The organism is Granulicatella elegans ATCC 700633 (assembly GCF_000162475.2).
Lineage (GTDB): Bacteria > Bacillota > Bacilli > Lactobacillales > Aerococcaceae > Granulicatella > Granulicatella elegans.
This window is the reverse complement of sequence record NZ_KI391971.1, coordinates 144,315-168,040: the sequence shown is the minus strand read 5'-3', so window position 1 is coordinate 168,040 and position 23,726 is coordinate 144,315. Positions and strand designations below refer to the sequence as shown.

Below are 23,726 nucleotides of genomic sequence, written 5' to 3'. Positions count from 1 at the left end.
CTTTAAGAAAACACTTCTTTTTCACTGCTTTTGAGAGGAAGAAAACTCTCCCCTCCCTCTATTTACAAAATGATTTCTTCATCTAATAAAGATTTCAATCCTTCGGGAAGATGATGAGTGACCCAAAGAATGGTTAGATTTTCTTCTTGCAATAAAGACTGCATGATTTCTGTTCCAGTTTGAACATCTAAATTCGCTGTCACTTCATCTAATAATAACACTTGCGGATTTCGAACTAACGCTCTTGCTAGAGAAATGCGTTGTAATTGTCCTCCTGATAATGTTGACGAAGTATCTCCAATCATTGTATCTAAACCTTGCGGTAGTTGTTCCACGATGGATTTCAGCAATACCTTATCTAATACACTCCAAATTTTCTCATCCGATATTTCTTCTTGAAAAACAATGTTCTCACGAATACTTCCTTGGAAAATATGAGGATTTTGTTCCACATAAGTAATAGAATCGTACAGTTTTGAATAGGGAATCATATTTAATTCTTTTTGATATAAAGTTACATTTCCTTGGTATTCTTCGATTTTTCCACCTAAAATATTGAGCAGAGTGGATTTTCCTGTTCCACTTTCTCCCATAATGGCATATTTATGATTTTTGAATAAAGTTTTACTAAAAGGTTTCAACACGATAGCATCCCCATAAGCAAACTGAAGATTTTCTATGTTGTATAATACTTCTGCATCATCCAATGTTTCTACTGCATTCTCCTCTGCTCGTGCTGAAGGCGTTAATGTATGAATTTTTTCAAACAATGGTCTGGCACTAGTGACCATCGCTAATTCTTGGCTCATATTTCCAACGGCATTGAAAATAGTTCCTGCTAAACTTGTCGTTGCCAAAATAGCCCCTACAGTTACCATCCCCTTCGTCACTAAATATCCTGTAAATAAAAAGATGGAAATTTGACTAAGGACATTCCCAAAGCCACCTAAAACTGCTACTTTCGCAAAAGATTTACTATAATTTCTTCGAGTAAATCCCAATTGTTCAGAAGCTTGATGAATTTTTTCTTTAAAATATTTCCATTGTTGAAACACAAAAATCGTATCGTACGCTAATAATACATCAGAAATAATTTGATTAAATCGTTCATTTTCCTTGGTTTTATGCACGGTTTTCTTAGATAGTTCTTTAGCATAAACCTTCGGCAATAGAAGCAAAATACCAATTTCAATAATCACAAAAATGACTAAACTCCAATGAATACTCCATAACCCAATCGTTGAAAACACGATTCCTAAAATTCCCCTTAACAAGGAAAAACTTGGATTGACTGCCATTTCTTGAATTTGATCCATATCACTTGTAAACCAAGCAATATAATCATGATTCTTCTTTTGATGAAAATGACCATAAGATGTATTAGAAATAGCTTCACTCACTTCATCTCTCCAAATCGTTGCAATTTTTTGCTTTACAAAAGATCGATAACGAAGATCCATATACGTTACTACAAGAAAAACAGTATATACCGCTACTAATAATAATGCTCCCATTCTGAATTGATGAAAATCCAAATCCACCAGAGAATTTAATAAATCTGCATGGATAAAGCTTGTCCATAACTCTAATCCCTCTAAGCTACAAAAGATGATGAAAATGGTTATGAGTTGTAATGTTAACTTTCGAATCATGTCATACTCCCCTTAAAAAAACGAATGTTTACTTACAGTATACTTTCCCAATAAACACTTTGAAAAAAATCATCCTATAGTTGGATTTATTCTATTTCACACAAAACACACTCTAAATATTCTTGATATTGAGAAGCCTTTTTCACTTCCTTTAAATTTTTAAAAATATCAATCATCTTCAAACACTCTTGTTCCCCTTTTTCTACATAACCTTGATAAATATGAAGAATCCCTTGCAAATAGTTGAAACGAATTTTCTCATAATAAAATTCTTCATCTTGTAATACCTCTATTAAGTACTTTTCTACTCGGCTAGCTTCAGATGAATTCGCTTCAATATCTTCTAAAAAAATATTTAACAAAATACGACATAACATTCGTTTATGCATCGTATCCTGTTTTCCTAAGCGGGCCTTTCTAAAGATAGAATCTATATATAAATGTGTTTCTTTAGTGGATAAACAAAAAACAATATTCCCAAATAACTCCCATTCATAATCTCCCCACTCTTCTACTTCAAATAAATAAGATTGAATCACTCGTTTTTGTTTCACGTCAATATTTTTACCTTGTAAATACTGTATATGAGCTTCCACTAAAATTTGATTATGAAGATGTCGTCTATTTCTATCAGCTTGAAACAATTGTTTTTCTTCCGCTTTTAAATTTTCCAATAAATAAACGTCTTTTTGACTTTTAAAAGTGTCTAATTTTTGTAGAAATTCCTTTTGAGAATGTTTTGAAGTCGCTAATTGTTCGAATTCATCTAAGGAGACATTTAACCGTTCCAACAAATTCAAAAAAATTTCACTCGTTATTTTACTTTCTCCTCTTTCAAACTTCGATAAAAAGTTTTTACTTAAAATACCTTCCGCTAACTCTTTTTGAGTTAAATGTTTTTCTTTTCTAATTTTTTTAATAAATTCTCCATGTCCCATAACTTCTCCCCCAAGTCATCCTATAAGATTACTTTTTACACAATAATTTAGTTTTTATTATAATCATTTTTAAAAAGGAGTAAAGAATATGACAGAAAAAATCATTGAGAATTCACCAAAAAATCCAAAACCACGCCCAAACTTATCAGAAATTATCCAATCACTAAAATAAAAACTATCGAGCCTATTGACCCGATAGTTTCTTTTAGTTTAAATCTATAGTTTCATATATTTTGTAGAACGACCATTTCCTACTTGTTGTATCTTTTCTGAATCTTGTAATTCTTTTAGAGCTCGTTCAATTGTTCTTTGTGAAATATCTGGGCAAAGAATCATAATATCCTTTTTAGAAAGTGGCGATAATGATTTTTGAATTACTGTTAATACTCTTTCAGGAGATGTTAATTGTTTTTCTCCTATTAATCTAAATCTGTCATCACATTCTTTATATGCTTTCAAGATAATACCTAGCATATATTTGATAAATGGTAATTCATCGTTTTCTCCAGTATGCCATTTTTCACTTGAATGTTGTAATTCTTCATAATAAGACTCTTTTGTTTCCTCAATCAGCATTTCTATACTAATATACCGCCCTACAAAATATCCAAATTTATAGAGTAATAATAATGTTAAAATTCTACTCATTCTTCCATTTCCATCATCAAACGGATGAATACATAGGAAATCATGAATGAGCGCTGGAATTAAAATAAGTGGAGGAACATTTTCCTTTATCGCTTCGTTATAAGCCACCACCATTTCATCAACATACATTTCTGTTTCAAAACTACTAACTGATTGAAATCGAACTTTTTGATTTCCAAAAGCATCTACTTCTATAATACTATTATCTAATTTCTTAAACTTCCCGTTATGATTCACGAAAGAATAAGAATACAACTGATTATGCAGTGTTAAAATATCATTTTTATTAAACTCGATATAATCATAATTTTCATGAATCAGATCAAGCACATGCCTATATCCTGCAATTTCTTCTTCATTTCTATTTTGAGGCTCTGCCTTTTGATTCATCAATTCCTTCAGTCTTGCATCATTTGTATAAATCCCTTCAATCGCATTAGAAGATTTTGTACTTTGAATTTTAGCAACATCCACCATTTTTTCCAGTACATCCGGATAGTTTTCTACATAAAGCTCTTGTTTCCCTTTATATTCATGAATTTTAGCAATATGATGATAAATATTTACAGGTATAGATAGTTCCATCAGTTTTAAATAATTAAATTGTCTCAAAATATCACCTCCATCTTTTTCTACGCCATTATATCATATTTGGCGTAGAAAAACTATAAATGGCGAGATTAATCTACGCCATTTTTGACGTTTTGGCGTATAAAAATTGAAACTGGCGAGATTAGCGTCTATCAAATACAAAAAACTACCGAGCCCGTTGACCCGATAGTTACGATATATTATTCTTCTGTTTCTTCTTCGTTTTCTTCTTGTTCGTACGCTTCTACTTCTTCTGGAGTTAGTAAGTGAACATGAATACGACGAATTCTTCCATTTTCTACTAATGTTGGTTTTAATAAGACATTTTCTTGACGAACTTCTACCACTTCGTCGTCTTCTGGGAAATATCCTAAGTCTTCTAAAATAATTCCCGCCATTGTGTCCACTTCATCTGAATCAATCGTTGTTTGGAAAATTTGATTGAATTTTTCTAATGTCATTCCCGCATCAATTAAGAAATTCTTCTCATCAATTTCACGGTAACTCATTTCTTCCACATCATACTCATCTTCAATTTCACCGACAATTTCTTCGATTAAGTCTTCCAATGTCACGACACCTTCGACTCCACCGTATTCATCTTTTAAAATCGCCATATGTTGACGTGTTTTTCTAAATTCGACTAATAAATCATCTACGAAAATCGTTGACGGAACAAATAATGGCTGATGCGCTAAATCCATTAATTGGATTTGATCGAAGCCTTGTTCTTTTGCCGCTCTTAAAACGTCTTTAGAGTGTAAAACTCCAATGACATTATCTTTATCTTCTTCATAAATTGGGAAACGTGAATAAGAACTACTTAAAATGATTTCAATATTTTCTGCTAAATCATCTTCCACATCAAGCATTAATGTGTCTGTTCTTGGCACCATCACTTCTCTAGCTAGTTTTGAATCAAGAGATAAAACTCCTTGAAGCATTGTAAATTCTTCTTTATCAATTGCTCCATCATTACGACTATTCGTTAAAAGAAAATTCATTTCACTACGCGTTAATTTTTCTTGTTCATTATTAAATTCAATAGGTGTCATTCCTTTTAATAAGCCAGTTGAAACGGTTAAAATCCATACAAATGGTTTGGAAACTTTTTTAACAAATAAAATAATTCCTGCCGTATGTAAGGCAATCGGTTCCGCCAATTGTAAGGCAACTTGTTTTGGATACAATTCCCCAAACACTAATGTTAAATAAGATAAGATTACAGTCACAATCAAAATTGCTAATGTTTCTGCACCCGGTACATTCTCCAATAATGGTTGAATACGTGAAGCAAAACTTGTTGCTGCAGAAGCACTTGAGAAGAATCCGGCTAACGTAATCGCTACTTGAATTGTTGCTAAAAATTCATCCGAATTTTCTAATAAACGCATTACTCGTTGCGCCTTCTTATCTCCTTCACTCGCTTTTTGACTCATCTTTCCTTGATTGATCGATACAAAGGCAATCTCCGCTGCTGCAAAAAATGCATTTATCGCAGTTAATAGTACAATAATTAAAATCTGGATTCCCAGCGAACTCCCATCAGAATCTGCTGTCATCATTCAGTTATCCCCTTTACTTTGTTAATTTTTTAAAAATATACAAATATCATACTCACTTTTGTGTGAAAATGCAAGATATGTCCATTATATAGAGATTTTTGCCCCCTATTTTAATAAATTTCTCGTTACTTTTTAATCAAAAAGTGGTATTATCAATAATGAAAACGTGTCTATATTTTACAAAACACGAAAATTGATTTCAAGAAAGGGGCATGTCTATGCTATTAAAATCACTTGTTATTCCTAAAAAGAGTTTAACGGTTGTTAAAGAATCTTGTACTCTTGAAGAAGCGATTGTTATTTTAGAAAACTCTGGATATCGTTGCGTTCCAGTTTTAGATGAAACAGAAACTTTCTTCCGTGGAAATATTTATAAAATGCACATCTATCGTCATAAAGCAAATGGGGGCGATATGAGCTTACCGGTTACTCATTTAATTAAAAACACTACGAAATTTATCAATATTACAAGTTCGTTCTTCAAAGTGTTCTTTACAATTAAAGAATTACCTTATATTGCTGTATTAGATGATTCTCAACGTTTTTATGGTATTTTAACGCATAGTAGTTTATTAAATATGCTTCAAGAATCTTGGAGTGTGAATAATGGTTCTTATGTTTTAACGATTATTTCTGGTGGGGAAAAGGGATCGTTAGCTCAAATTTCTAAAATTATTAATCAATATGCTTCTATTGCCAATGTGATGACATTAGATACTGAAAAAGATCGTTCGCTTCGTCGTCTGTTAATTACGCTTCCAGCGGGAGTTCCAAACGAAACATTGAATCAAATTATTTCAGCGCTAGAGAAAAAAGACTTCTCAATTGCTGAAGTGGAAGATTTGAATGACTACTAAACCTCGAAACAAAAATAAAAACAGAAAAAGTCTACGCTTTAGTAGCTAGGGACGCCAGCAGCTTCGCTTTGCGAATCTCATGGCTAAAAATTGAGCCTAAGGTCTCAATTTTTCCCGTACTATAAGCCCTTGTGGCTTATAGTACCAAAGCTACAGCGCTCCGATTTTTTCTGTTTTTATTTTTTTGTCCCTTTACTCTTTTCATCCGTAATAAAATTTTCTTCTGTTAATCTTAGTAATTTTTATATACAATAATCCATGAAAGAAATCCTCCTTTGATTGGTTTTGGTCGACTTAATCATAATCTGGATTTCTCTTTTTTGCATATAAAAAATCCTGTCGGTGATTTCTCACCAACAGGATTTGTCAAATAACCTAAAAATTAGAGTTAACTAATTATCCTTTGAGGTGTTTCTATTACGTTTTTATTTCGAGAACTAAACGAATTATAATAATAAATTTGGAGTATAGATATTATTCACTTCGTAATGATTCAACTGGATCTTTCTTCGCGGCGATACGTGAAGGGATAAGACCAGCTAACATGGTAAGGATAATTGAGATACCGATAAGGATAAGTGCTGCAGACAACGGTAATTGTGCCACATTCTTAACTTTTGCTATTTTCTCAACAATCGCATTAATTGGGAAAACAGCAAGTACTGTAATTCCGATACCGAGTAGCCCGGAAATAAATCCTTCGATGACGGTTTCGGCCGTGAAGATGCGACGGATGTCTTTCTTCGAAGCCCCCATTGCACGTAGAATTCCAATTTCTTTTGTACGTTCGAGAACCGAGATGTACGTGATAATCGCAATCATAATCGATGATACAATAAGCGAGATAGCCACGAAGCCAACAAGTACGGTTGTAATCACACCCACCATTGTCGTAATCGAAGACATGATGGTTTGAATATCGTCGGAGTAGGCGAGCACTTTGTCGTCTTCGCCGGCGTCTTTTTTCGCCGTGTTATAGGCGTTGATGAAGTCCTTTAACTCTTGTTTTTGTTGGAACGAAGATGTGTAGAACTCGATAGCAGCCGGTTTGGATTTGTCGATAACACCCAATTTCGCTAAGTTTTCCTCGTAAGTAGCAGCTGAGTTTTCGTTGTATTGTTGGATATATTGCGCTTGTTGTTCAGGCGTCAATTTTACCAACTGGATTTTTTCTTCTTCGGTTAAATTAGCTGAATTGAATGGTTTTGGATCTTTGGCAAATTCTTTTCCAGTAAATACATTGATGTTTGGGTTGACTTCTTGCTCTTTTACGATGTCACTATTTTGAATTTGCTCAGAAGTATAATCGATAAGAGCGCTTGTATAAGCCACAACACCAGAAGGAGTGTTCACACCAGAACTGGTGCCTTCTTTTTGACGAAGAACGCCGACAATTGTAAGATTGAGCCCATTCTCGATTTGCGTCTTCATATAGGCTTCGTCGTTAATTTTATTCATCCATTGGTTATTTTCTTTGGCGAATCTGTTCGTGTTCACAACGGCTTTGAATGTTTTTCCGATGAAATCACTATATTGATATATTTGTGATTTAAGTTCATCGAGTTTCTTCACATCGTTTAATTCGCTAGGGTCTTTAATGCGTAAGCTATAAAGGAGCAAGTCGCTAATTTGATTATCTTCATCCACTATAAGGACGATTTCAGATTTATCATTTGGAAGTCGACCTTCTAGCACGTCATATTGCGTATTAAGCATCTCCTCGTCGCTTGAAAGTTGGCTCCAGTAGTCAATATTTTGCAAGTAACCTTTAATCGTTTGGTTCGACGTGTCGATTTCTTCCGATAAGTTTGACGGAAGAATGCTCTTTGGACCGCTCGATGTATCACTAGCGTAAATGTACGGTTGTAAATTGTATTGGTAACGAATGTCTTTGGTATGGGTTGCGACTTCGGATGCGTGTTCATCCAAGTAAGTCTTGAAAGGCGCGAGGTCGTTTTTCCCAATTTGTTTTTTCAATAAATTCGTCAACACCGTATTGACTCCGAGTTCGTTATTGTCTTTATAAGGTTTATCACTCAAATCCGGAGAGGTTGCAAGCAAATTACTGTGGTTCTGTTCTCTAATCGTCAGAGGAAGAGAAACGAGGGTGTCTTCTTGCACTTTCTTCACGTAGTTGCTCACACCGTTCGAAAGGGCCAGAATAAGGGCAATCCCGATAATCCCAATAGAACCGGCAAAGGCAGTCAGGAAGGTACGGCCCTTCTTCGTCAATAGGTTATTAAACGAGAGAGCTAGAGCTGTCATAAAGCTCATCTTCGTCTTCATGAACTGAATATCGCCTTGTTTGGTTTCTTCGGTTGATTCGTATGGATTCGAGTCGCTTAAGATGTTTCCATCTAATACTTGTACGATACGAGTAGAGTACGCCTGTGCCAACTCTGGGTTATGCGTCACCATGATAACGAGACGTTCCTTGGCGATGTCTTTTAACAACTCCATGATTTGAAGTGAAGTCTCAGAATCAAGCGCTCCAGTCGGTTCATCGGCTAAAACGACTTTTGGATTATTGACAAGGGCACGTGCAATCGCGATTCGTTGCATTTGTCCCCCAGACATTTGGTTTGGTTTCTTATATAAATGATCTTTCAATCCAACTCGTTCTAGCGCTTCGATGGCACATTTCTTACGTTCTGCTTTAGAAACACCAGAGAGCGTCATCGCAATCTCGACGTTTGAGAGTGCCGTTTGGTGGCCGATAAGATTATAGGATTGGAAGACGAAACCAATTGTGTGGTTTCTGTAGCTATCCCAATCTCGGTCTTTAAATTGTTTTGTTGATTTTCCTTGGATAAGTAAATCACCCGATGTGTATTGGTCGAGTCCGCCGATAATATTTAATAGGGTGGTTTTCCCTGAACCCGATTGTCCGAGAATTGAGACGAACTCATTTTCACGGAAACGGATCGAGATATCTTTCAACGCGTGAAATTCTTGATTTCCAGTTTTATATATTTTTGAAATATGTTGTAACTGTAACATTGTCTAACTTCCTTTTAGTTTTTTATTAAGTCTAATAACATAATTTTTCTTCGTAACGATAGAGAATATTGCCTAAAATTATTACCTAGAAAAGTCATTCATCATTTATTTGCTAATTTTATATGAATACACTATAGTAATCCCAATCGTTAGCAATAAAACGCTACTTACAAGAATCATTGCTAATTGATTCGCCACAAATAATGAAATTAAAATAAAGATAATTCCACAAATCATACTCGCAAATCCGAAGAATCGTTGTGTTTTACGAAAAGCTTCATCATTATTCATAATCCAAGGCACACGGAATCCAAAGTGCTTGTTCGTTTCTTTAATTTTAGGACTAACATTTCCAACGAATATCATAAATAACCCTATAAGAAATGCCATCAAACGTCCCATTTGGGATACCATACTATACCCTGTTAAAATTAAGAAAAATTGGAAAAAGGCGATAGCGTTAAACAATAGTAATGTTACTCTGAAAATATAACGGCTAATTTCCTTGTTATGACTTCCGACTAATTCTTTATAATCAATCCATTTGATCAAGCCAGATAATAATAAAATGAAAATTGGTAATATTAGAATCGTCCAACGGGAAGCTGTTGCGACAATATTGCCTTCTAAGTCAAAACGAGAAACGATTGTCTCAGGTGCATACCAAACAACGCATAAAGCAAGTAATATAGGTAAAAAAGTCAAAATGACATCTAATAAATAAATTTTTCTTTGTTCAACTAACATATTATTTTCCTCCAATAATTGAATTCATCCAAACAATTGCCTCTTCTAAAACTGTTAAATTTAATTCATAATAAATAAAGTTTTTTTCCTTTATTTCATAAATTAAATTCGCCTGTTTTAACTTTTTTAAATGATACGACAATGCTTGCGGTGTGATTTGTAAGCTCTGTGCTAAGTCTCCAGTATTCATTCCTCCCTGTCGTAAAATTTCTAAAATCTTCCGACGGTTTTCATCCGATAATGCAGACAAAATATCATTTACAGACATATGATCATCTCTTTCTATTTAAAATTTTCTTTAAATAGATAATACTCCTTGTGAAATCAAAATGCAAGAATTATTTAAAAATATTTTTAAATAGATGTTTAAATTTTTTACAATAAAAAACGCCGGTATTTTTGAAGTGAATAAAAATGAAAATACTAATAGCCGTAGCATTGGAGAGATTCGCTTCGCGAAGCTGCTTGCGTCCATTGCTACAGCTATTCCAGTCTTTTTTCATTTTCAATCAACAGACTTCAAGGCCTCTAACATATCAACCTTTTTCAGCATATGGTTCACTAATATTCCTAGCACTGCTAAAATCAATAAGATAAAAATACACGGCCAAATATAAACATCCAACCCCACTTGCGGATTGAACCGCACAAACGCAGGCGCCACCGCTTCAATAATCACTCGATGTAATACCTTCCCCAACAATAGCCCCACAACAATACCAATCAAAGAAAGAACCATCGTTTCACGATAAATGTACAATGTCACCTCTCGATTCAAAAAGCCTAACACCTTAATCGTCGACAATTCCCGAATTCGCTCTGCCACATTAATCGTTGTTAAATTATATAAAATGACAATAGCTAACAGAACTGACACAATCGTTAATAAGATCATCACTCGACTCAATGAACCAACAATCGTTTCAATCCGATGAATCATGGAAGTATTTTGAACAACTGCCTTCACTCCATCTTGAGCTAATAATTGAGCAGACATCTTACGTACACTATCCGCATCTTTTTCTTTAAAACTAACAAAGCTTGCGTTTTTTGTTGGAGTTTCTTGAGCCAGTGTTTCATAAACCGTTGGCGACATAATCATAAAGTGCCCTGCATACATTTCAATAATGCCTGAGACAACCATCTCTTTCGTCACACCGTCTTTAATTGGTAAACGAACCGTTTCACCTTCATGAACATTCAATAACTGAGCTAATTTTTCCGATAAGAACACTCCATCGTTCGTAAGAGATTTCTGTCGCTTTGTTTTCGCATCATACAAGTGTATATAACGACTTAACTCTGCCTCTTCTCCTACTAATATGGTTAGGGATTGCTCCTCATGTACTCCAGCAATTTTAGTAGCAATCGTTTCACTATGTACATCACTATAATGCTCAATTTCTTTTGTAGATAATAACTGGCTCAACGCTTCTTGCTCTTTTCCCGTCATCACCGCTTCTTTGATAACAATGGCATCATACGTAATAATTTCTCCAAATTGGCGATGTGAAATACCTGATAAAGAAGATAAAATTCCTCTTCCGGCAAATAATAAAGCCACCGAACCAGCTACCCCAAATATTGTCATCAACATTCGTTGTTTATAACGGAAAATATTTCGTGCTGTTACCTTTTGAGTAAAACTGAATCTCTTCCAAATAAATGGTACATATTCCAACCAAATTTTAGAACCTACACTTGGAGCTTTTGGTAATAGTAAACTTGCTGAACTTTCTTTTAATTCTCGATACGCAATCCATACAGGTGGAATAACACTACAACCAATCGAACATAGTAGCGCTACTAAAGTAATCTGGAAATTAAATAGTAGAGAAATCGAAGGAAGGATTGTTTCTTTTAATAAAGTAACCCCTAATATACTTGGTAAAAAGTAAGTCCCTAATCCGATTCCTATGATCGTTCCAATCATTCCCGCACTAAATCCATAAAAAGCAAATTTCTTCATCACATCAAATGTGCTATAACCTAGCGCTTTTAAAATACCGGCATTCATTCGTTCTTCATTGACAAAACGAGTCATCGTTGTCACTGTCACAAGTGCTGCCACAGCATATAATACAACCGGGAATAAATTCGCTACAGCAATAATCCCTTCTGCAGTAGACTTCATATTTAAATAGCCTTCACTCCCTAGCATAGTCGAGCGAGTATAAACAGAATAACGAGGTTTTGTTAGTTTAGAAGCTTTGACTTTTGCATCTTCTAAATCTGTCTCAGCTTGGCTAATTTTTTCTTCAGCTTTTTCTTTTTCATCTGTATATTGGTTTTGTTTTTCTTCAATTTCTTGTTTTGCTTTCGCTACAGCTTCCTCACCAGCAGAAATTTTTCTCTTTCCTTCTGCTAAAGCTCTTTGCCCAACATCTAGCGTATTTTGTTTAGACTGAATGATTGCTAAGCCTTCTTGGTATTGTTTCAAGCCTTCTTGATAACTAGCCCAACCATTCTCGTATTGCGTTAATCCTTGTTCATAAGTGGTAGTTCCCGCATCCAATTCTTGTTTTTGTTGAAGAATTTTTTCTTGCATAGCAGATAATGCTGTTTGAGGAAGCCCTCTTTCTTTTTGAGATTCTAATTGCTTTTCTGCTTCTGCTAATTTCTTTTTCCCTTCTTGTAAGGCGCTATTTTGTTTATTCAACGTTTGTTTGGAAGTTTCTAACTGCACTCGATTAGATTCAAGTAATTCATACTGTTTTTGTAATTTTTGTTTTGCTTGTTGAATTTCTTGATTTCCTCTATTGAGAGATGCCTGATTTTGAGCGAGTTCTTTTTGACTTTGAACTAATTTACCTTCTTGATTTGCTAATTGTTGTTGCCCATCTTCGAGCTTCGTTTTTCCCTCTTCTAGTTGATTTTTAGCTTGAGAAATTTGTTCTTCTCCATCTTGAATTTTTCCATCTGCTTCCTCTTTTAAATCATTCAGCCTTACGGTTCCATTATCGGATAATTTTTCTTCGATAGATTGTTGAATCCAAACCACTTCATCTAAGTATTCCCTACTAAATGTTTTCAAACTACGTAAGTTCGGGTAACGTAAACGAGCTATCGTATAAACAGAGCTATCAAAACTTTCTTGTGGAACAATGGCAAATCCTGATAAGTCCCCACTTCCTGCAGTCGAGACTCCTTTACTATTTTTCGATAAAATTTCACTCGAATGAGCAAATCCGGTGATTTTAAACTCATGCTGTTTTAATAATGACGGAGACTTCACTTCATTTAAATTGATGAGATCCCCGATTTGATAACGATTGGATAACTGTTCATCTAATACGACTTCATCCAGATGACTTGGATAAGCTCCACTCACTAATTCTACTTCCGATTGCTGATTAGTCTTAGAAAATACTCGAATCGCTTTCGGACTGTCTGCTATCACGGTATCTACAAAATATCCAAATTCAACTTCAGCATTTTCTTCTTGTAATTCTTCTTGATCTTTTGGACTTAGTCCATAATCTGCCAATACAAAAATATCCGCTGTATGATATTTTTCCAAATATTGATGAACCGTCTCTTGAATATCCGGACCCGAAACTTTTAATCCCACTAATGCAAATGAACCGAGCATCATTAAACATAAGATAGATAAAAATCTTCCCTTCGATTCCTTCAATGAAGAAAGAATCGCTTTATTCAATATTTTCTTTTTCACGATTCTTCTCCTCTCAATATTCCAATTCCTCAATCGCTTGCGGAGAATCATTCAGTACAATACTTTTCACCCTAGCATCATGCATATGAATTACACGATTCGCTAATGGTGCTAATGCCGTATTATGGGTAACGATAATAACAGTCGCTCCATAATCTCTTGACATTTCTTGTAAAATCTTCAATACTTGCTTGCCTGTTTGGTAATCTAATGCCCCTGTTGGCTCATCACAAAGTAAAATCTTCGGCTTTTTCGCAATTGCTCTAGCAATCGATACCCTTTGTTGTTCTCCCCCCGATAATTGTGCAGGAAAATTATGAAGACGATGTCCTAATCCTACTGCTTTTAATGCTTCTTCTGCATCCCAAGCATCTTTCACAATTTCAGCAGCTAATTCTACATTTTCTTTTGCTGTTAAATTTGGCACTAAATTATAAAATTGAAAAACAAATCCTACATCATCCCTACGATAATACGTTAATTGCGTTTCATCAAAGTTTGAAATATTCACACCATCAATCCATACTTCTCCCTCATCATTTGTATCCATTCCCCCTAAAATATTTAAGACGGTGGATTTTCCTGCTCCAGATGCTCCAAGAATTATAACGAATTCACCTTTTTCAATATCGAAATTCACATCATGATTCGCAATTATTTCAGTTTCTCCCTCTTGATATCGTTTAAAACTATTTTTTACTTGTATATATGTCATCACTTTTCCCTCTACTTATTAAATGAACAACGTGTTGATTATTGTTTAAATTTACTATATAATAGCGCTACAGAAATTTCAATGCGCAATTAGAAGTCGTGTGTTGATTTAAGAAGGATGAGACAATGGAAGTTCAAAAACGACAAACTCAAACAAAAGAAATTTTAAAAACAGCCTTAATTCAACTTCTTCAAGAAAAAGATTTTGAAGCTATTACAGTTAGTGACATTTCTCGCACTGCAGGCGTGAATCGTGGAACTTTTTATTTACATTATGTGGATAAATTCGATATGATGAATCAGTTAGAAAAAGAAATTTTGCATCATATTCTAACACTTTTACATCAGTATCCTATTACTCAAAAACAAGAAGCCTATCCTGCAGTCGTTCAAATTTTCGAATATTTAAAAGAAGAATTTGAATTTATACACGCAGTCGCTACAAGCCGTTTCACGTATACGAACCAACTCGTTCGAAAGTTTTTAATCGAACTAATGGAAAAAATGGATTCGATTAAACAAAATTTAAAACAAGAACTACCAATGCCAGAGGACTATGCTAGAGAAGTATTCATTTATAGCAATAGCGCCATTATTTTCCACTGGATTTTAAAAGGGGGAGTGGAATCCCCTGAAGAAATTACTAAAATATTTCTTGGAATGTGCCAAGAATAAAGGAGACAAGCATGAAAAAAGAAATTATGAAAGACCCATTTTTCTTATCACAAAAAGCAATCCCTGCTAATCCTATTACGGATAAACAAGTCATTGTCGACTTACAAGATACTTTACGTGCCAATCGTGACCGTTGTGTCGGCTTGGCTGCGAATATGATTGGAAGTCATAAAGCCATTATTATTGTTGCCGCTGGACCATTTGATATCGTAATGGTCAATCCAGTCATTACTAAAAAATCTCAACCATACCAAACGGAAGAAGGTTGTCTCTCTCATACAGGAATGAAAAGCACTACTCGCTATCAAAAAATCGAAGTTCGCTATCAAGATGCTACTGGTAAAACTCACACAGGAACCTTTACAGAGTTTACTGCTCAAGTGATTCAACATGAGATAGATCACTTACAAGGAATTTTAATTTAATTATCGAATTCAAACATAAAACGAGCATCTCCCAAATTGGAAATGCTCGTTTTTCTATTCTTACTTTCTATTAACGGACTACCGAACTTGCCATTCTTGCAACGGTATGTCTCATACCTCGAATCGCAACGGACAAAGCAAAGATGTTATTTACATCGGCTAAACCACCATAACCCGCATCTCCAATATGTTGAATATCGACTCCACAAATTTTATTGCGAATAGCGATTTGTTCAATGACTTCCTTAGAAGAACCTTCTTGACTAGTTCCAATGGCAGATAACACAAGTGTTTCATGTTCATGAGCAAATTGGACAATATCAATCAATGCTTCTTCTGTGAATCCAGGAACTGTTCCTACTGCTGGAACCAATAAAATATCCGCTCCCGCTTCAATCAGTTCCTTTGCAATTTCTCGATTCATTACGGGTTCTTTTGAGCCTGCTCCATGCATTTTTCCAGCAATAATGACTCCTGTAAAATATTTTTTCACTTTTTGAATGGCTTGGGCAATTGCTTGATTTGTCACTCCTGTACCAGGATTCCCTGTTAAACAAATAAAGTCTAATCCTAACGCTTCTGCGGATTTCAATGTTTCTTTCGAGCAAATTCTTCCTGCTGGAATGACTAGTCGAGTTTCCAACATTTCTGCCTCTAAATCGACTGGTTCTAAGTTAGCACCAACAGGACGTCCGCATAATTCTTTTAATCGTTCAATTGGATTTGCGCTACCTTCTACCCCGTATAATTTTGGATTTAAACAATCAAATCCATTTAAAAGCATTAAGTCTCCCCCAAATGCACTGGCGATTTCCGCATGTGTTAACTCCGGAATAATTGGACGATGACGAATGGCCATTTCACAACATACCGTTCTACCCTCACCTGCCTGAATGGCTAGTTTTAATTCTTCTGCAGAAAATTTTCTAAAATCACTTGCCACACAGTTTAAAATTCTTTTTCCCATTGTAAAGTCCCCTTTATTTTAAAATAGTAACTGCTTCTTTCATACTTTCTAAATGACACAAATCATAGTCTCCGCTATCAGAATAGCGATAAGAAACTTCTCCATTCGTTGTCGTTGGATCCACTACCCAAGATTTAAAACTTCCATGAAGTTGTTCTAATCCTGTTTTTTCTAGAATTTCTGTTAGATTGGCAAGAGAAACGCCACATCCCCCTAAAAATTCGATTTGTTTTCCATATTGTTTTTGCCACTTAGCTAAATTCTCCAAGCCAGACATAATATTTTTTCCTTGCCCACTTGTTAAAATACGAGTGCATCCTAATTCGATTAATCTTTCTAGTGTTTCTTCCGGATTTTTCACACAATCAAAGGCACGGTGAACGACACTATCAGCACCGTATTCTTTACATAGCTCAATCATTTTCTTTGTTGCATCCCAATCCATGTTCCCTTCTGGAGTTAAGAAACCAAAAGCTAATCCTTTTGCGCCTGCTTCTAAGAAAATTTTCGCATCTTCAAACATCACTTCTTTTTCCAATTCGTTATAACAAAAACCGGCTCCTCTTGGTCGAACCATACAAATAATAGGAATATCGATTTTTTTAACAGCTTGAGTTAAAACAGCTAATGATGGGCTTAATCCTCCTAAATGTAACGCGCTATTTAATTCGATTCGATTGGCTCCTGCAGCTTGAGCATTGATACAGTCCTCAATACCTCCTGCACAAATTTCTAAAGTTGTCATCCTTTCCCTCCTTCTAATGATGTTGTTATGAAACTTAATTCATACAATGCTAATCCATAAATAATAGTATTCACTTTTAAATCTTCGATTCCTATCCACTCATTTGGAAGATGAGCGATATCTCTTTGCCCTGGAAAACTTGGTCCATATGCAATTATATTTGGAATTATTTTGGCATAAGTTCCACCCGTTGTTGTAACAGGCGTTGCATTGCCATCGACGACTTCTTGATAGACTTTTTGTAAAGTTTGCACATACTTTGAATCTTTATCATACAAAACTGGCTTCCAGGAACTAATTTCTTCTAAACGACTTCCTTCTGGAATATGTTTTCGAATATCCGATAATAATTGTTCTTTGGTCACAGAAGCTGGATAACTCATCGTCCACTCCACAAAATGTCTTTCTTCCTCTATTCCAACTGTATATCCTCTTAATTGCATCATCCCAAAGTCTTCATCGGAATAGTTAATTCCTAATTCCACTCCTTGATGAGTTGTATGAAGTAAGTACTGATTGGTAAAATCATATAATGCTGAAATCTGTTCTAAAGAAGTACTCAATCGAACTTTCAATCGTCCTCTTTCTCCATAAACAACTGGCCATTTACAGTCTGGAGTCCATCCAAAAGTAGGGGGCTGTTCTTTTGTTAAATAATGTTTTACACAGCCAAATCCCGTTTCCTCATTTGTTCCAAATACAATTCGAATCGGACTGTCAAATTGAATTCCCTTTTCCTTCAATACATATAAGGCAAATAAATTCGACAAAATCGGTCCTTTATTATCTAACACGCCACGTCCAAAAATTTTCCCATCTCGCTTCGTTGCTTTTAACGCAGGACTTTCCCAGCCTGCTCCTAAAGGCATGACATCTACATGTCCAAAAATACCATAATATTCCCCATCTTCTCGAGTATCTCCATATTGTGCATAGCCAATTTTATTGTCTAAATTTTTCGTTTCAAATCCTAATTCTTCAGCGAGTGCTAACACTTCTAATAAAGCTTGTTTGGGGCCTTGTCCATAAGGAGCTTCTGGCAATGATTCTCCCCGAACACTTTCAATGGCGACTAATCGCTCGATAGCTTTGTGCAATTCAGGTTGAATGTTTTCCAACGCTTTGACTAAATCCTCTCTTATTCCCATTTATTTCACCTCGAGTGGTTTCATCCGTTCTCTTAAATACTCATCCAACCATTCTTGAGTGGCTTTTTCATGAATCATTGTGCCATCTTCTTGTGGATGTACTCGGTAAACCGTTAAGGATTCTTTTTCAGTTGCTACTACAAAAGAGAAATTGGTAATATTGGTAGCTGCTCCCCATTCTCCTTTGTGATTCATCGCTACAACTGATAAATCCCCAGCATTTCCTCTTCGTTGGATTAATTTTTGAGATAAATTCTTCACTGCTATTTCACACGCTTGTTGAGGATGCATTCCTTGTTCCATTAATCGAACAATTTCATAGGAAATAATTCCCTTCATCAAATCTTCCCCTAAACCTGTAGCAGTTGCTCCACCAACTGTGCTATCCACATATAAGCCAGAACCAATAAATGGAGAATCTCCTACACGTCCTCTTTTTTTCATAAACAGTCCACTTGTCGAAGTGCCGGCAACCATTTTCCCGGTTGTATCTAAGCTAACCATTCCAACGGTATCATGACCTGCATAAGGGACTAAAGATTCCGTTTGTAAATCTTTAACACGATTATGATAATGAATTTTCGCGCGATCGGTTAACATATTTTTCTGTTCAAACCCCTGCTTTTGTGCATAAGCTTGAGCACCGATTCCAACTAATACATTATTCACCGATTGTAAGCTCAATTGACGAGCCACTGAAATGGGATTCGCCACATCTTGAATGGCACATACCGCCCCAAAATCAAGAGTTGTTCCATCCATATAGGCTGCATCTAATTCCACTTCCATCACTTCATTAGGAAGCCCCCCATAACCGACTGATTTATAATAGGGAAAATCTTCAACTGCTTTAATCGCTACTTCAATCGCATCTCCAGAAGATGCCTGTTGTTCTAATGACTGCACAGCCTCTTGAACTCCTTCTAGCGCCATTCTCCAAGTGGCAATCATTCCCCACATAGTCACTCCTCCATTCCGTATTGATAATTGTATTCTAATATTTGATGGTATTTTTCCATCGTTAAATCTTCGCAAATCGCACACATTAATCTAAGCGTTGCTTCAACATCTCCTAAATGCACAATACTTTGATGCGTATGCATATAACGAATTGGAATTGATAAAGTTGTCGCTAAAATTCCCGTTTCAGACTTATAAATATTGCCAGCATCTGTTCCACCCTTTGTAAAGCAACCAATTTGATAAGGAATTTGATGTTTCTTACAAAGATTTTCCAAATAAATAAGCAAACCACGATTCGTCACTGTCATATTATCAATGGCAGTAAGCGAGACACCTTTTCCGAGTTTCGTATGATTTTGATTGGCTGGAGTATCTCCTGCTAATGTTGTATCAACCGCAAAAGCCACTAAAGGTTTTTCTTGGAAAGCTGTCGTACGTGCACCCCTTAATCCAACTTCTTCTTGAATTGTTGTTGCTAATGTCACTCTTTTAGATAGATTTTGATGCTCTAAAGCTTGCATGAGCCAAATTCCTAACGAAACACTCACTCGATTATCGAGAGCTTTCCCAATCATATATTCCTGATTCAAACCAATCGTTTGGCAAGTACTCACTAAACTCACGACATCCCCTACTTCAATGCCCATTTCTTGAATAGACTCCCGACTATCAACACCCAAATCGATAAATAACTCTTCCATTGCAACAACTTTTTTACGAGCTTCTGGAGAAATCGCATGCGTTTGAGGCCCCCCAATAATTCCCGTCCATTGTCGACCATCACTCGTTGTAATGGTCACTAATTGTTGTAATAACGTATGCGCCCACATATTTCCGACAGGTTGAATCGATACATATCCTCTCTCATTAATCGAAGAAACAACAAACCCCACTTCATCCATATGAGTCGCAAACATAATGGAAAGGTCTCCCTCTCCTAACGAAAATAATCCTGAGCCTAATTTATCTTGTTTTTTCGTACAAAAAGGAAGTTGTTCTGACACAAATTGTAAAATTTGCTCTTCATGTCCTGAGACACCTACAAGATTACTTAATGTTTTTAATAATTCTATTTGATGATTTTCTAACATCGCTTCACCAACTTTCTTGGAAAGCAAGTTGCTGAACTTTTTGGGAAGTTAAATTTTCTAAAAATACTTGTAGCGTATGAATGACAGGTTTCAAATCTTCCTTCTTCAATAATTGGATAAACTCTCCTTCTTCTTTTAACGGAATCACAACAACAACCGTAGGGGTTCCTGCTAGAGATTTATGAATAAATGATCCATCCGTCCCTTTTTCTTGGACATTTGCCTTCACTTCGTATCCTAAACTTTGAGCAACTGTTTTGATTTCTTTCACTAACGAAACATTGGGTAATAATGTCTTATCAAAATAGCGAATATAGACTGTTTGTTCTGCATAATCTCTAACTGGTACTACATCTAATACAATCGATACATCAGGTAATATCGTATTTGTAGCAGTAATAGCTCCTCTATATCCCACAATCGATTGAGCAATTCCTCCAATGCTAAGTGTATAAGGTAGAGAGGACATTGTTTCCATCAACTGATAGGCAGCATAAACTCCCGCTCGATTAGATATATTTTTACTTAAAATCATTTGTTCCGTTTCAATAACTGGAATTTCTAAGACAAAAGTATCTCCTACTTGAACCCCAAACGCTTCCACTTCTTACTGCGATTTAGTTCCTATATGAATCCAAAATTTCTCTTGTTTTTGTAGGACATAGCCATAGACTCGTTGATGATGTCGTGTTAACAGACAAACTCGTTGATGAAGAAAATCTTTTGGTAAAACATCTCCAATGGTCACAAAAGACAATAATCCACTCTCATGAATATCGTCAATCATTCCTCCACATTCATCAATATTGGAACTAATCATCACTTTAAAAGGACTATTCTCCACTAGTCTCTCCCCAAAAATCGAACCTAATTTATCTTTTTTCAAGTCTAAATTCAATTGTTGATATGCTTGAGATAAATATTGATGGACTTCATACTCATCTCCAGAAACTCCCGGTAAACTACATAAAGTCTGTAACTCCACTTCACTCGCTTCCTTTCTAACGATAAATTCGATTTGAATCTTGTTGATCATGCGCAATAATAAGTGCAATGTCTTTCAACGCTTCATTCAAACCAACCGCTCCTTTTTTAGGCATTTCAATCATTGTCGTCTGTTCCTTGAATTGTTGAATAATCTCTTCATTTTCTTTCGAACAAGCTACATACGTTTTACAATCTGTTTGATGTTCAATAAAAGAAGCTACATTTGCTGCCATTTCTGTATAACTTTCATCATTAAAGCACGGACCTGCAAATAACACTTCTGCTTTTGTTTTCAAAATCAAATTATGAATTTTATGAAGCACTTCTTCCTTATGATTCGCAAAATAATCTGGACCACAATAGACAGTCGCTAATACTTGTAAATTTTCTTTTAAAAAGTAATCTTTATACATTAAGTAGGAACCAATTCCTCCTTTTTCTAACCCAAGAGGAGTATCTGCTCTTTCCTTTCCACCATAACCCGCTTGTATTTGATTCAAAAATAATATCACTCGCATATGCATTCTCCCTTCAAAAAAAGTGGGAATAACGACAGAAATTGATTCATTTCTGTTGTCTTCCCACCTCCGCACGTTCAACTTTTCTACTCGTTTATTACTTTTTATAAATCATCAAAACTTAAATCATCTAATGACAATTCATCTAATTCATCGCTTAATGAATTAGCAGCTTGATGTTCTTCATGAAGATATTGTTTATCAATCACTCTAAAGAATGGATAGTAAATTCCCATTCCGATAATAATTAATACTATTTGGAATAAACCTGCAACGATACTTCCTGTGGCTAACCAACCAGAGAAGAAGAATGGAGTTGTCCAAGGAAGTGCTGCTCCTGTAGTGTATGGAATTAACCCTACAAGAGTCGCAATAGTGGCTAAAATTGTATTCACTAATGGTGTTAAAATAAATGGAATCACAATTAATGGGTTTAATACAACTGGTAATCCAAAAATAATCATTTCGTTAATACCAAAAATACCAGGAACAATAGCTAAACGTCCTAATTTTTTCATACGTTCTGATTTTCCGAAGAATACCATTAAGAAAACAAGTGACAATGTACTACCACCACCACCAAAGTTTCCAAAGAAATCTCCGAATGGACCTGTAAAGATATTAGGAAGTGTTGCTCCTTGTTTAAATGCTTCTAAGTTTTCTGCTGTTAAAGCTAAATGAATTGGATTAAATACCGTATTCGTTACAGCAGGCCCATTAATACCAAAGAACCAGAATAAAGTAGATAAGAACTGATAAATTGGTTCAAAAATCAAACTTTGTCCGAATCCCATTAATGGCGCTTGTAAAATTTTATAAATAAAGTTATGAGCGTATTGATATTCTGTTGCTGAGAATACTAAATACACTACAAAGAAGAAGAACATTGCAAATGCACTTGGAATTAATGCTGCAAAGGATTGAGTAACAGCTGGCGGTACACCGTCAGGCATTTTAATAACCCAACCTTTGTTTTTAACCGTCACAAAAATTTTTACAGAAATAATAGCTGTTATCATGGCTAAAAACATTCCTGCTGACCCTAAATGTGCTAATGCAAATCCATTAAAAGCTTTACCATTCGCTGCATTTACGAAATCAGAATGAACTTTTGGTGTAAGAATAAGGAAACATACAAGAGCAACGGCTCCTCCCGCAACTGGATCATTTTCCAATTGACGAGCATAAGCATACCCAATTCCAAAAGCTCCTAATAACCCTAAAACACTAAATGTTGAATCAATGACCGCATCCATTTTACTTGGCCAACCTTGACCAAAAAATTGAGCTAAGAAATCAACATACCCTGGTATTGGAAAGTTCGCAATTACAAGAAAAATAGAAGCCACAATAATTAATGGTGTGGATACTAAGAAACCATCACGAATCGCAATTAAGACTTTATTATTGCCTAATTTTTCCGCAGAACTTCCCATTATTTTTTCTAACGAAGCAAACATAACAATTCCTCCTATTTTTTATTTTTGATGAGTTGAATCGCGCGTTTCAAAATACGTTCCCCATTAACATTCCCATAATCTTCCAAATTAATCACTTCTACAGGAATACCCGTAGGTTCGTATTTTTCACGAGTAGCATTAAATTTGAATCTCACTTGAGGCCCTAACAGAATGACATCAGGATGAAATTCTTGAACTACAGAATCTAGCTGAACATCAGGAAATGCTTTGACTTCAATTGGCAATTGATGTTGATTCGCAACTTCTTGCATCTTACTTGCCACTAAACTTGTAGACATTCCTGCATTACAAAATAAATAAACACGTTTCATATCTATACCCCCAATTATTTTGTTATG

General features: G+C 35.3%; 20 protein-coding genes and 1 pseudogene. 3 read left to right on the top strand and 18 right to left on the bottom strand.

Going from position 1 to position 23,726, the window contains the following annotated elements; all coding sequences use genetic code 11:
• Positions 1-62: 62 nt before the first annotated feature.
• The 4 genes from HMPREF0446_RS00710 to HMPREF0446_RS00695 all read right to left on the bottom strand — a co-directional run bounded on the left by HMPREF0446_RS00710 (position 63) and on the right by HMPREF0446_RS00695 (position 5,394).
• Entirely contained in the window at positions 63-1,652 is a 1,590-nt protein-coding gene (locus HMPREF0446_RS00710; protein WP_006703685.1) for an ATP-binding cassette domain-containing protein, read from the bottom strand.
• An 86-nt stretch (positions 1,653-1,738) separates the two neighbouring features.
• A complete protein-coding gene (locus tag HMPREF0446_RS00705) occupies positions 1,739-2,590 on the bottom strand; it encodes a helix-turn-helix domain-containing protein (RefSeq protein WP_006703686.1) in 852 nt (283 codons plus the stop codon).
• A gap of 216 nt (positions 2,591-2,806) precedes the next feature.
• Positions 2,807-3,850 (bottom strand): Fic family protein, encoded by a 1,044-nt coding sequence (locus tag HMPREF0446_RS00700; RefSeq protein ID WP_006703687.1) that lies wholly within the window; start codon positions 3,848-3,850, stop codon positions 2,807-2,809.
• A 179-nt stretch (positions 3,851-4,029) separates the two neighbouring features.
• A complete protein-coding gene (locus tag HMPREF0446_RS00695; protein WP_006703688.1) occupies positions 4,030-5,394 on the bottom strand; it encodes a hemolysin family protein in 1,365 nt (454 codons plus the stop codon).
• A 218-nt stretch (positions 5,395-5,612) separates the two neighbouring features.
• Here HMPREF0446_RS00695 and cbpA point away from each other — a divergent pair, with 218 nt between their 5' ends.
• On the top strand, positions 5,613-6,251 hold the full coding sequence (gene cbpA / locus HMPREF0446_RS00690; RefSeq protein ID WP_006703689.1) for a cyclic di-AMP binding protein CbpA: 639 nt from the start codon (positions 5,613-5,615) through the stop codon (positions 6,249-6,251).
• Between the two features lie 474 nt (positions 6,252-6,725).
• Here the strand turns inward: cbpA and HMPREF0446_RS00685 are convergent, their stop codons facing one another.
• The 5 genes from HMPREF0446_RS00685 to HMPREF0446_RS00665 all read right to left on the bottom strand — a co-directional run bounded on the left by HMPREF0446_RS00685 (position 6,726) and on the right by HMPREF0446_RS00665 (position 14,389).
• Positions 6,726-9,251, bottom strand: a complete 2,526-nt coding sequence (locus tag HMPREF0446_RS00685) for an ABC transporter ATP-binding protein/permease (protein ID WP_006703690.1) — start codon at positions 9,249-9,251, stop codon at positions 6,726-6,728.
• 105 nt (positions 9,252-9,356) lie between these two features.
• Positions 9,357-9,998 (bottom strand): SdpI family protein, encoded by a 642-nt coding sequence (locus HMPREF0446_RS00680; RefSeq protein ID WP_006703691.1) that lies wholly within the window; start codon positions 9,996-9,998, stop codon positions 9,357-9,359.
• A 1-nt stretch (position 9,999) separates the two neighbouring features.
• Positions 10,000-10,266, bottom strand: coding sequence for a metalloregulator ArsR/SmtB family transcription factor (locus tag HMPREF0446_RS00675; protein ID WP_006703692.1), 267 nt, complete (start codon positions 10,264-10,266; stop codon positions 10,000-10,002).
• A gap of 237 nt (positions 10,267-10,503) precedes the next feature.
• Positions 10,504-13,674, bottom strand: coding sequence for an FtsX-like permease family protein (locus HMPREF0446_RS00670; RefSeq protein WP_020991235.1), 3,171 nt, complete (start codon positions 13,672-13,674; stop codon positions 10,504-10,506).
• 13 nt (positions 13,675-13,687) lie between these two features.
• Positions 13,688-14,389, bottom strand: coding sequence for an ABC transporter ATP-binding protein (locus HMPREF0446_RS00665; RefSeq protein ID WP_020991234.1), 702 nt, complete (start codon positions 14,387-14,389; stop codon positions 13,688-13,690).
• 125 nt (positions 14,390-14,514) lie between these two features.
• On the opposite strand from HMPREF0446_RS00665, the gene HMPREF0446_RS00660 reads away from it, so the two are divergent.
• Together HMPREF0446_RS00660 and HMPREF0446_RS00655 are read left to right on the top strand one after the other, a co-directional pair.
• A complete protein-coding gene (locus HMPREF0446_RS00660; protein ID WP_006703695.1) occupies positions 14,515-15,063 on the top strand; it encodes a TetR/AcrR family transcriptional regulator in 549 nt (182 codons plus the stop codon).
• Positions 15,064-15,074: 11 nt separating this feature from the next.
• Positions 15,075-15,488: a peptide deformylase gene (locus tag HMPREF0446_RS00655; protein WP_006703696.1), complete on the top strand. Its 414-nt coding sequence runs from the start codon at positions 15,075-15,077 to the stop codon at positions 15,486-15,488.
• A gap of 70 nt (positions 15,489-15,558) precedes the next feature.
• On the opposite strand, the gene HMPREF0446_RS00650 is transcribed toward HMPREF0446_RS00655, so the two are convergent.
• The 9 genes and pseudogenes from HMPREF0446_RS00650 to HMPREF0446_RS00605 all read right to left on the bottom strand — a co-directional run bounded on the left by HMPREF0446_RS00650 (position 15,559) and on the right by HMPREF0446_RS00605 (position 23,699).
• On the bottom strand, positions 15,559-16,455 hold the full coding sequence (locus HMPREF0446_RS00650; RefSeq protein ID WP_006703697.1) for a DUF7916 family protein: 897 nt from the start codon (positions 16,453-16,455) through the stop codon (positions 15,559-15,561).
• Positions 16,456-16,468: 13 nt separating this feature from the next.
• A complete protein-coding gene (locus HMPREF0446_RS00645) occupies positions 16,469-17,200 on the bottom strand; it encodes a copper homeostasis protein CutC (protein ID WP_006703698.1) in 732 nt (243 codons plus the stop codon).
• A complete protein-coding gene (locus tag HMPREF0446_RS00640) occupies positions 17,197-18,348 on the bottom strand; it encodes a Sapep family Mn(2+)-dependent dipeptidase (protein WP_006703699.1) in 1,152 nt (383 codons plus the stop codon). The genes HMPREF0446_RS00645 and HMPREF0446_RS00640 overlap by 4 nt, the downstream gene beginning before the upstream one ends.
• Positions 18,349-19,308, bottom strand: a complete 960-nt coding sequence (locus tag HMPREF0446_RS00635) for a N(4)-(beta-N-acetylglucosaminyl)-L-asparaginase (RefSeq protein WP_006703700.1) — start codon at positions 19,306-19,308, stop codon at positions 18,349-18,351.
• 2 nt (positions 19,309-19,310) lie between these two features.
• Complete coding sequence (locus HMPREF0446_RS00630) at positions 19,311-20,402, bottom strand: M42 family metallopeptidase (protein WP_006703701.1); 1,092 nt, start codon at positions 20,400-20,402, stop codon at positions 19,311-19,313.
• A 4-nt stretch (positions 20,403-20,406) separates the two neighbouring features.
• A pseudogene (locus HMPREF0446_RS00625) lies at positions 20,407-21,387 on the bottom strand (hypothetical protein).
• 16 nt (positions 21,388-21,403) lie between these two features.
• Positions 21,404-21,907 (bottom strand): GrdB-related putative oxidoreductase, encoded by a 504-nt coding sequence (locus HMPREF0446_RS00615; protein WP_020991233.1) that lies wholly within the window; start codon positions 21,905-21,907, stop codon positions 21,404-21,406.
• Positions 21,908-22,011: 104 nt separating this feature from the next.
• The gene (locus HMPREF0446_RS00610; RefSeq protein ID WP_006703704.1) at positions 22,012-23,367 is read right to left on the bottom strand and encodes a PTS sugar transporter subunit IIC; all 1,356 of its coding nucleotides are present in this window, start codon (positions 23,365-23,367) and stop codon (positions 22,012-22,014) included.
• 11 nt (positions 23,368-23,378) lie between these two features.
• Positions 23,379-23,699: a PTS sugar transporter subunit IIB gene (locus HMPREF0446_RS00605; protein WP_006703705.1), complete on the bottom strand. Its 321-nt coding sequence runs from the start codon at positions 23,697-23,699 to the stop codon at positions 23,379-23,381.
• Between the last annotated feature and the right edge of the window lie 27 nt (positions 23,700-23,726).

Excerpts from the sequence above, each read along its gene's own strand:
- HMPREF0446_RS00675 (WP_006703692.1), bottom strand. The coding sequence starts at position 10,266 with ATGTCTGTAAATGATATTTTGTCTGCATTATCGGATGAAAACCGTCGG.
- HMPREF0446_RS00605 (WP_006703705.1), bottom strand. The coding sequence starts at position 23,699 with ATGAAACGTGTTTATTTATTTTGTAATGCAGGAATGTCTACAAGTTTA.
- HMPREF0446_RS00705 (WP_006703686.1), bottom strand. The coding sequence starts at position 2,590 with ATGGGACATGGAGAATTTATTAAAAAAATTAGAAAAGAAAAACATTTA.
- HMPREF0446_RS00660 (WP_006703695.1), top strand. The coding sequence starts at position 14,515 with ATGGAAGTTCAAAAACGACAAACTCAAACAAAAGAAATTTTAAAAACA.
- cbpA (WP_006703689.1), top strand. The coding sequence starts at position 5,613 with ATGCTATTAAAATCACTTGTTATTCCTAAAAAGAGTTTAACGGTTGTT.
- HMPREF0446_RS00645 (WP_006703698.1), bottom strand. The coding sequence starts at position 17,200 with ATGACAACTTTAGAAATTTGTGCAGGAGGTATTGAGGACTGTATCAAT.
- HMPREF0446_RS00695 (WP_006703688.1), bottom strand. The coding sequence starts at position 5,394 with ATGATGACAGCAGATTCTGATGGGAGTTCGCTGGGAATCCAGATTTTA.
- HMPREF0446_RS00665 (WP_020991234.1), bottom strand. The coding sequence starts at position 14,389 with ATGACATATATACAAGTAAAAAATAGTTTTAAACGATATCAAGAGGGA.
- HMPREF0446_RS00650 (WP_006703697.1), bottom strand. The coding sequence starts at position 16,455 with ATGGGAAAAAGAATTTTAAACTGTGTGGCAAGTGATTTTAGAAAATTT.
- HMPREF0446_RS00680 (WP_006703691.1), bottom strand. The coding sequence starts at position 9,998 with ATGTTAGTTGAACAAAGAAAAATTTATTTATTAGATGTCATTTTGACT.
- HMPREF0446_RS00655 (WP_006703696.1), top strand. The coding sequence starts at position 15,075 with ATGAAAAAAGAAATTATGAAAGACCCATTTTTCTTATCACAAAAAGCA.
- HMPREF0446_RS00610 (WP_006703704.1), bottom strand. The coding sequence starts at position 23,367 with ATGTTTGCTTCGTTAGAAAAAATAATGGGAAGTTCTGCGGAAAAATTA.
- HMPREF0446_RS00635 (WP_006703700.1), bottom strand. The coding sequence starts at position 19,308 with ATGTGGGGAATGATTGCCACTTGGAGAATGGCGCTAGAAGGAGTTCAA.
- HMPREF0446_RS00615 (WP_020991233.1), bottom strand. The coding sequence starts at position 21,907 with ATGCGAGTGATATTATTTTTGAATCAAATACAAGCGGGTTATGGTGGA.
- HMPREF0446_RS00685 (WP_006703690.1), bottom strand. The coding sequence starts at position 9,251 with ATGTTACAGTTACAACATATTTCAAAAATATATAAAACTGGAAATCAA.
- HMPREF0446_RS00630 (WP_006703701.1), bottom strand. The coding sequence starts at position 20,402 with ATGTTAGAAAATCATCAAATAGAATTATTAAAAACATTAAGTAATCTT.
- HMPREF0446_RS00640 (WP_006703699.1), bottom strand. The coding sequence starts at position 18,348 with ATGGGAATAAGAGAGGATTTAGTCAAAGCGTTGGAAAACATTCAACCT.
- HMPREF0446_RS00710 (WP_006703685.1), bottom strand. The coding sequence starts at position 1,652 with ATGATTCGAAAGTTAACATTACAACTCATAACCATTTTCATCATCTTT.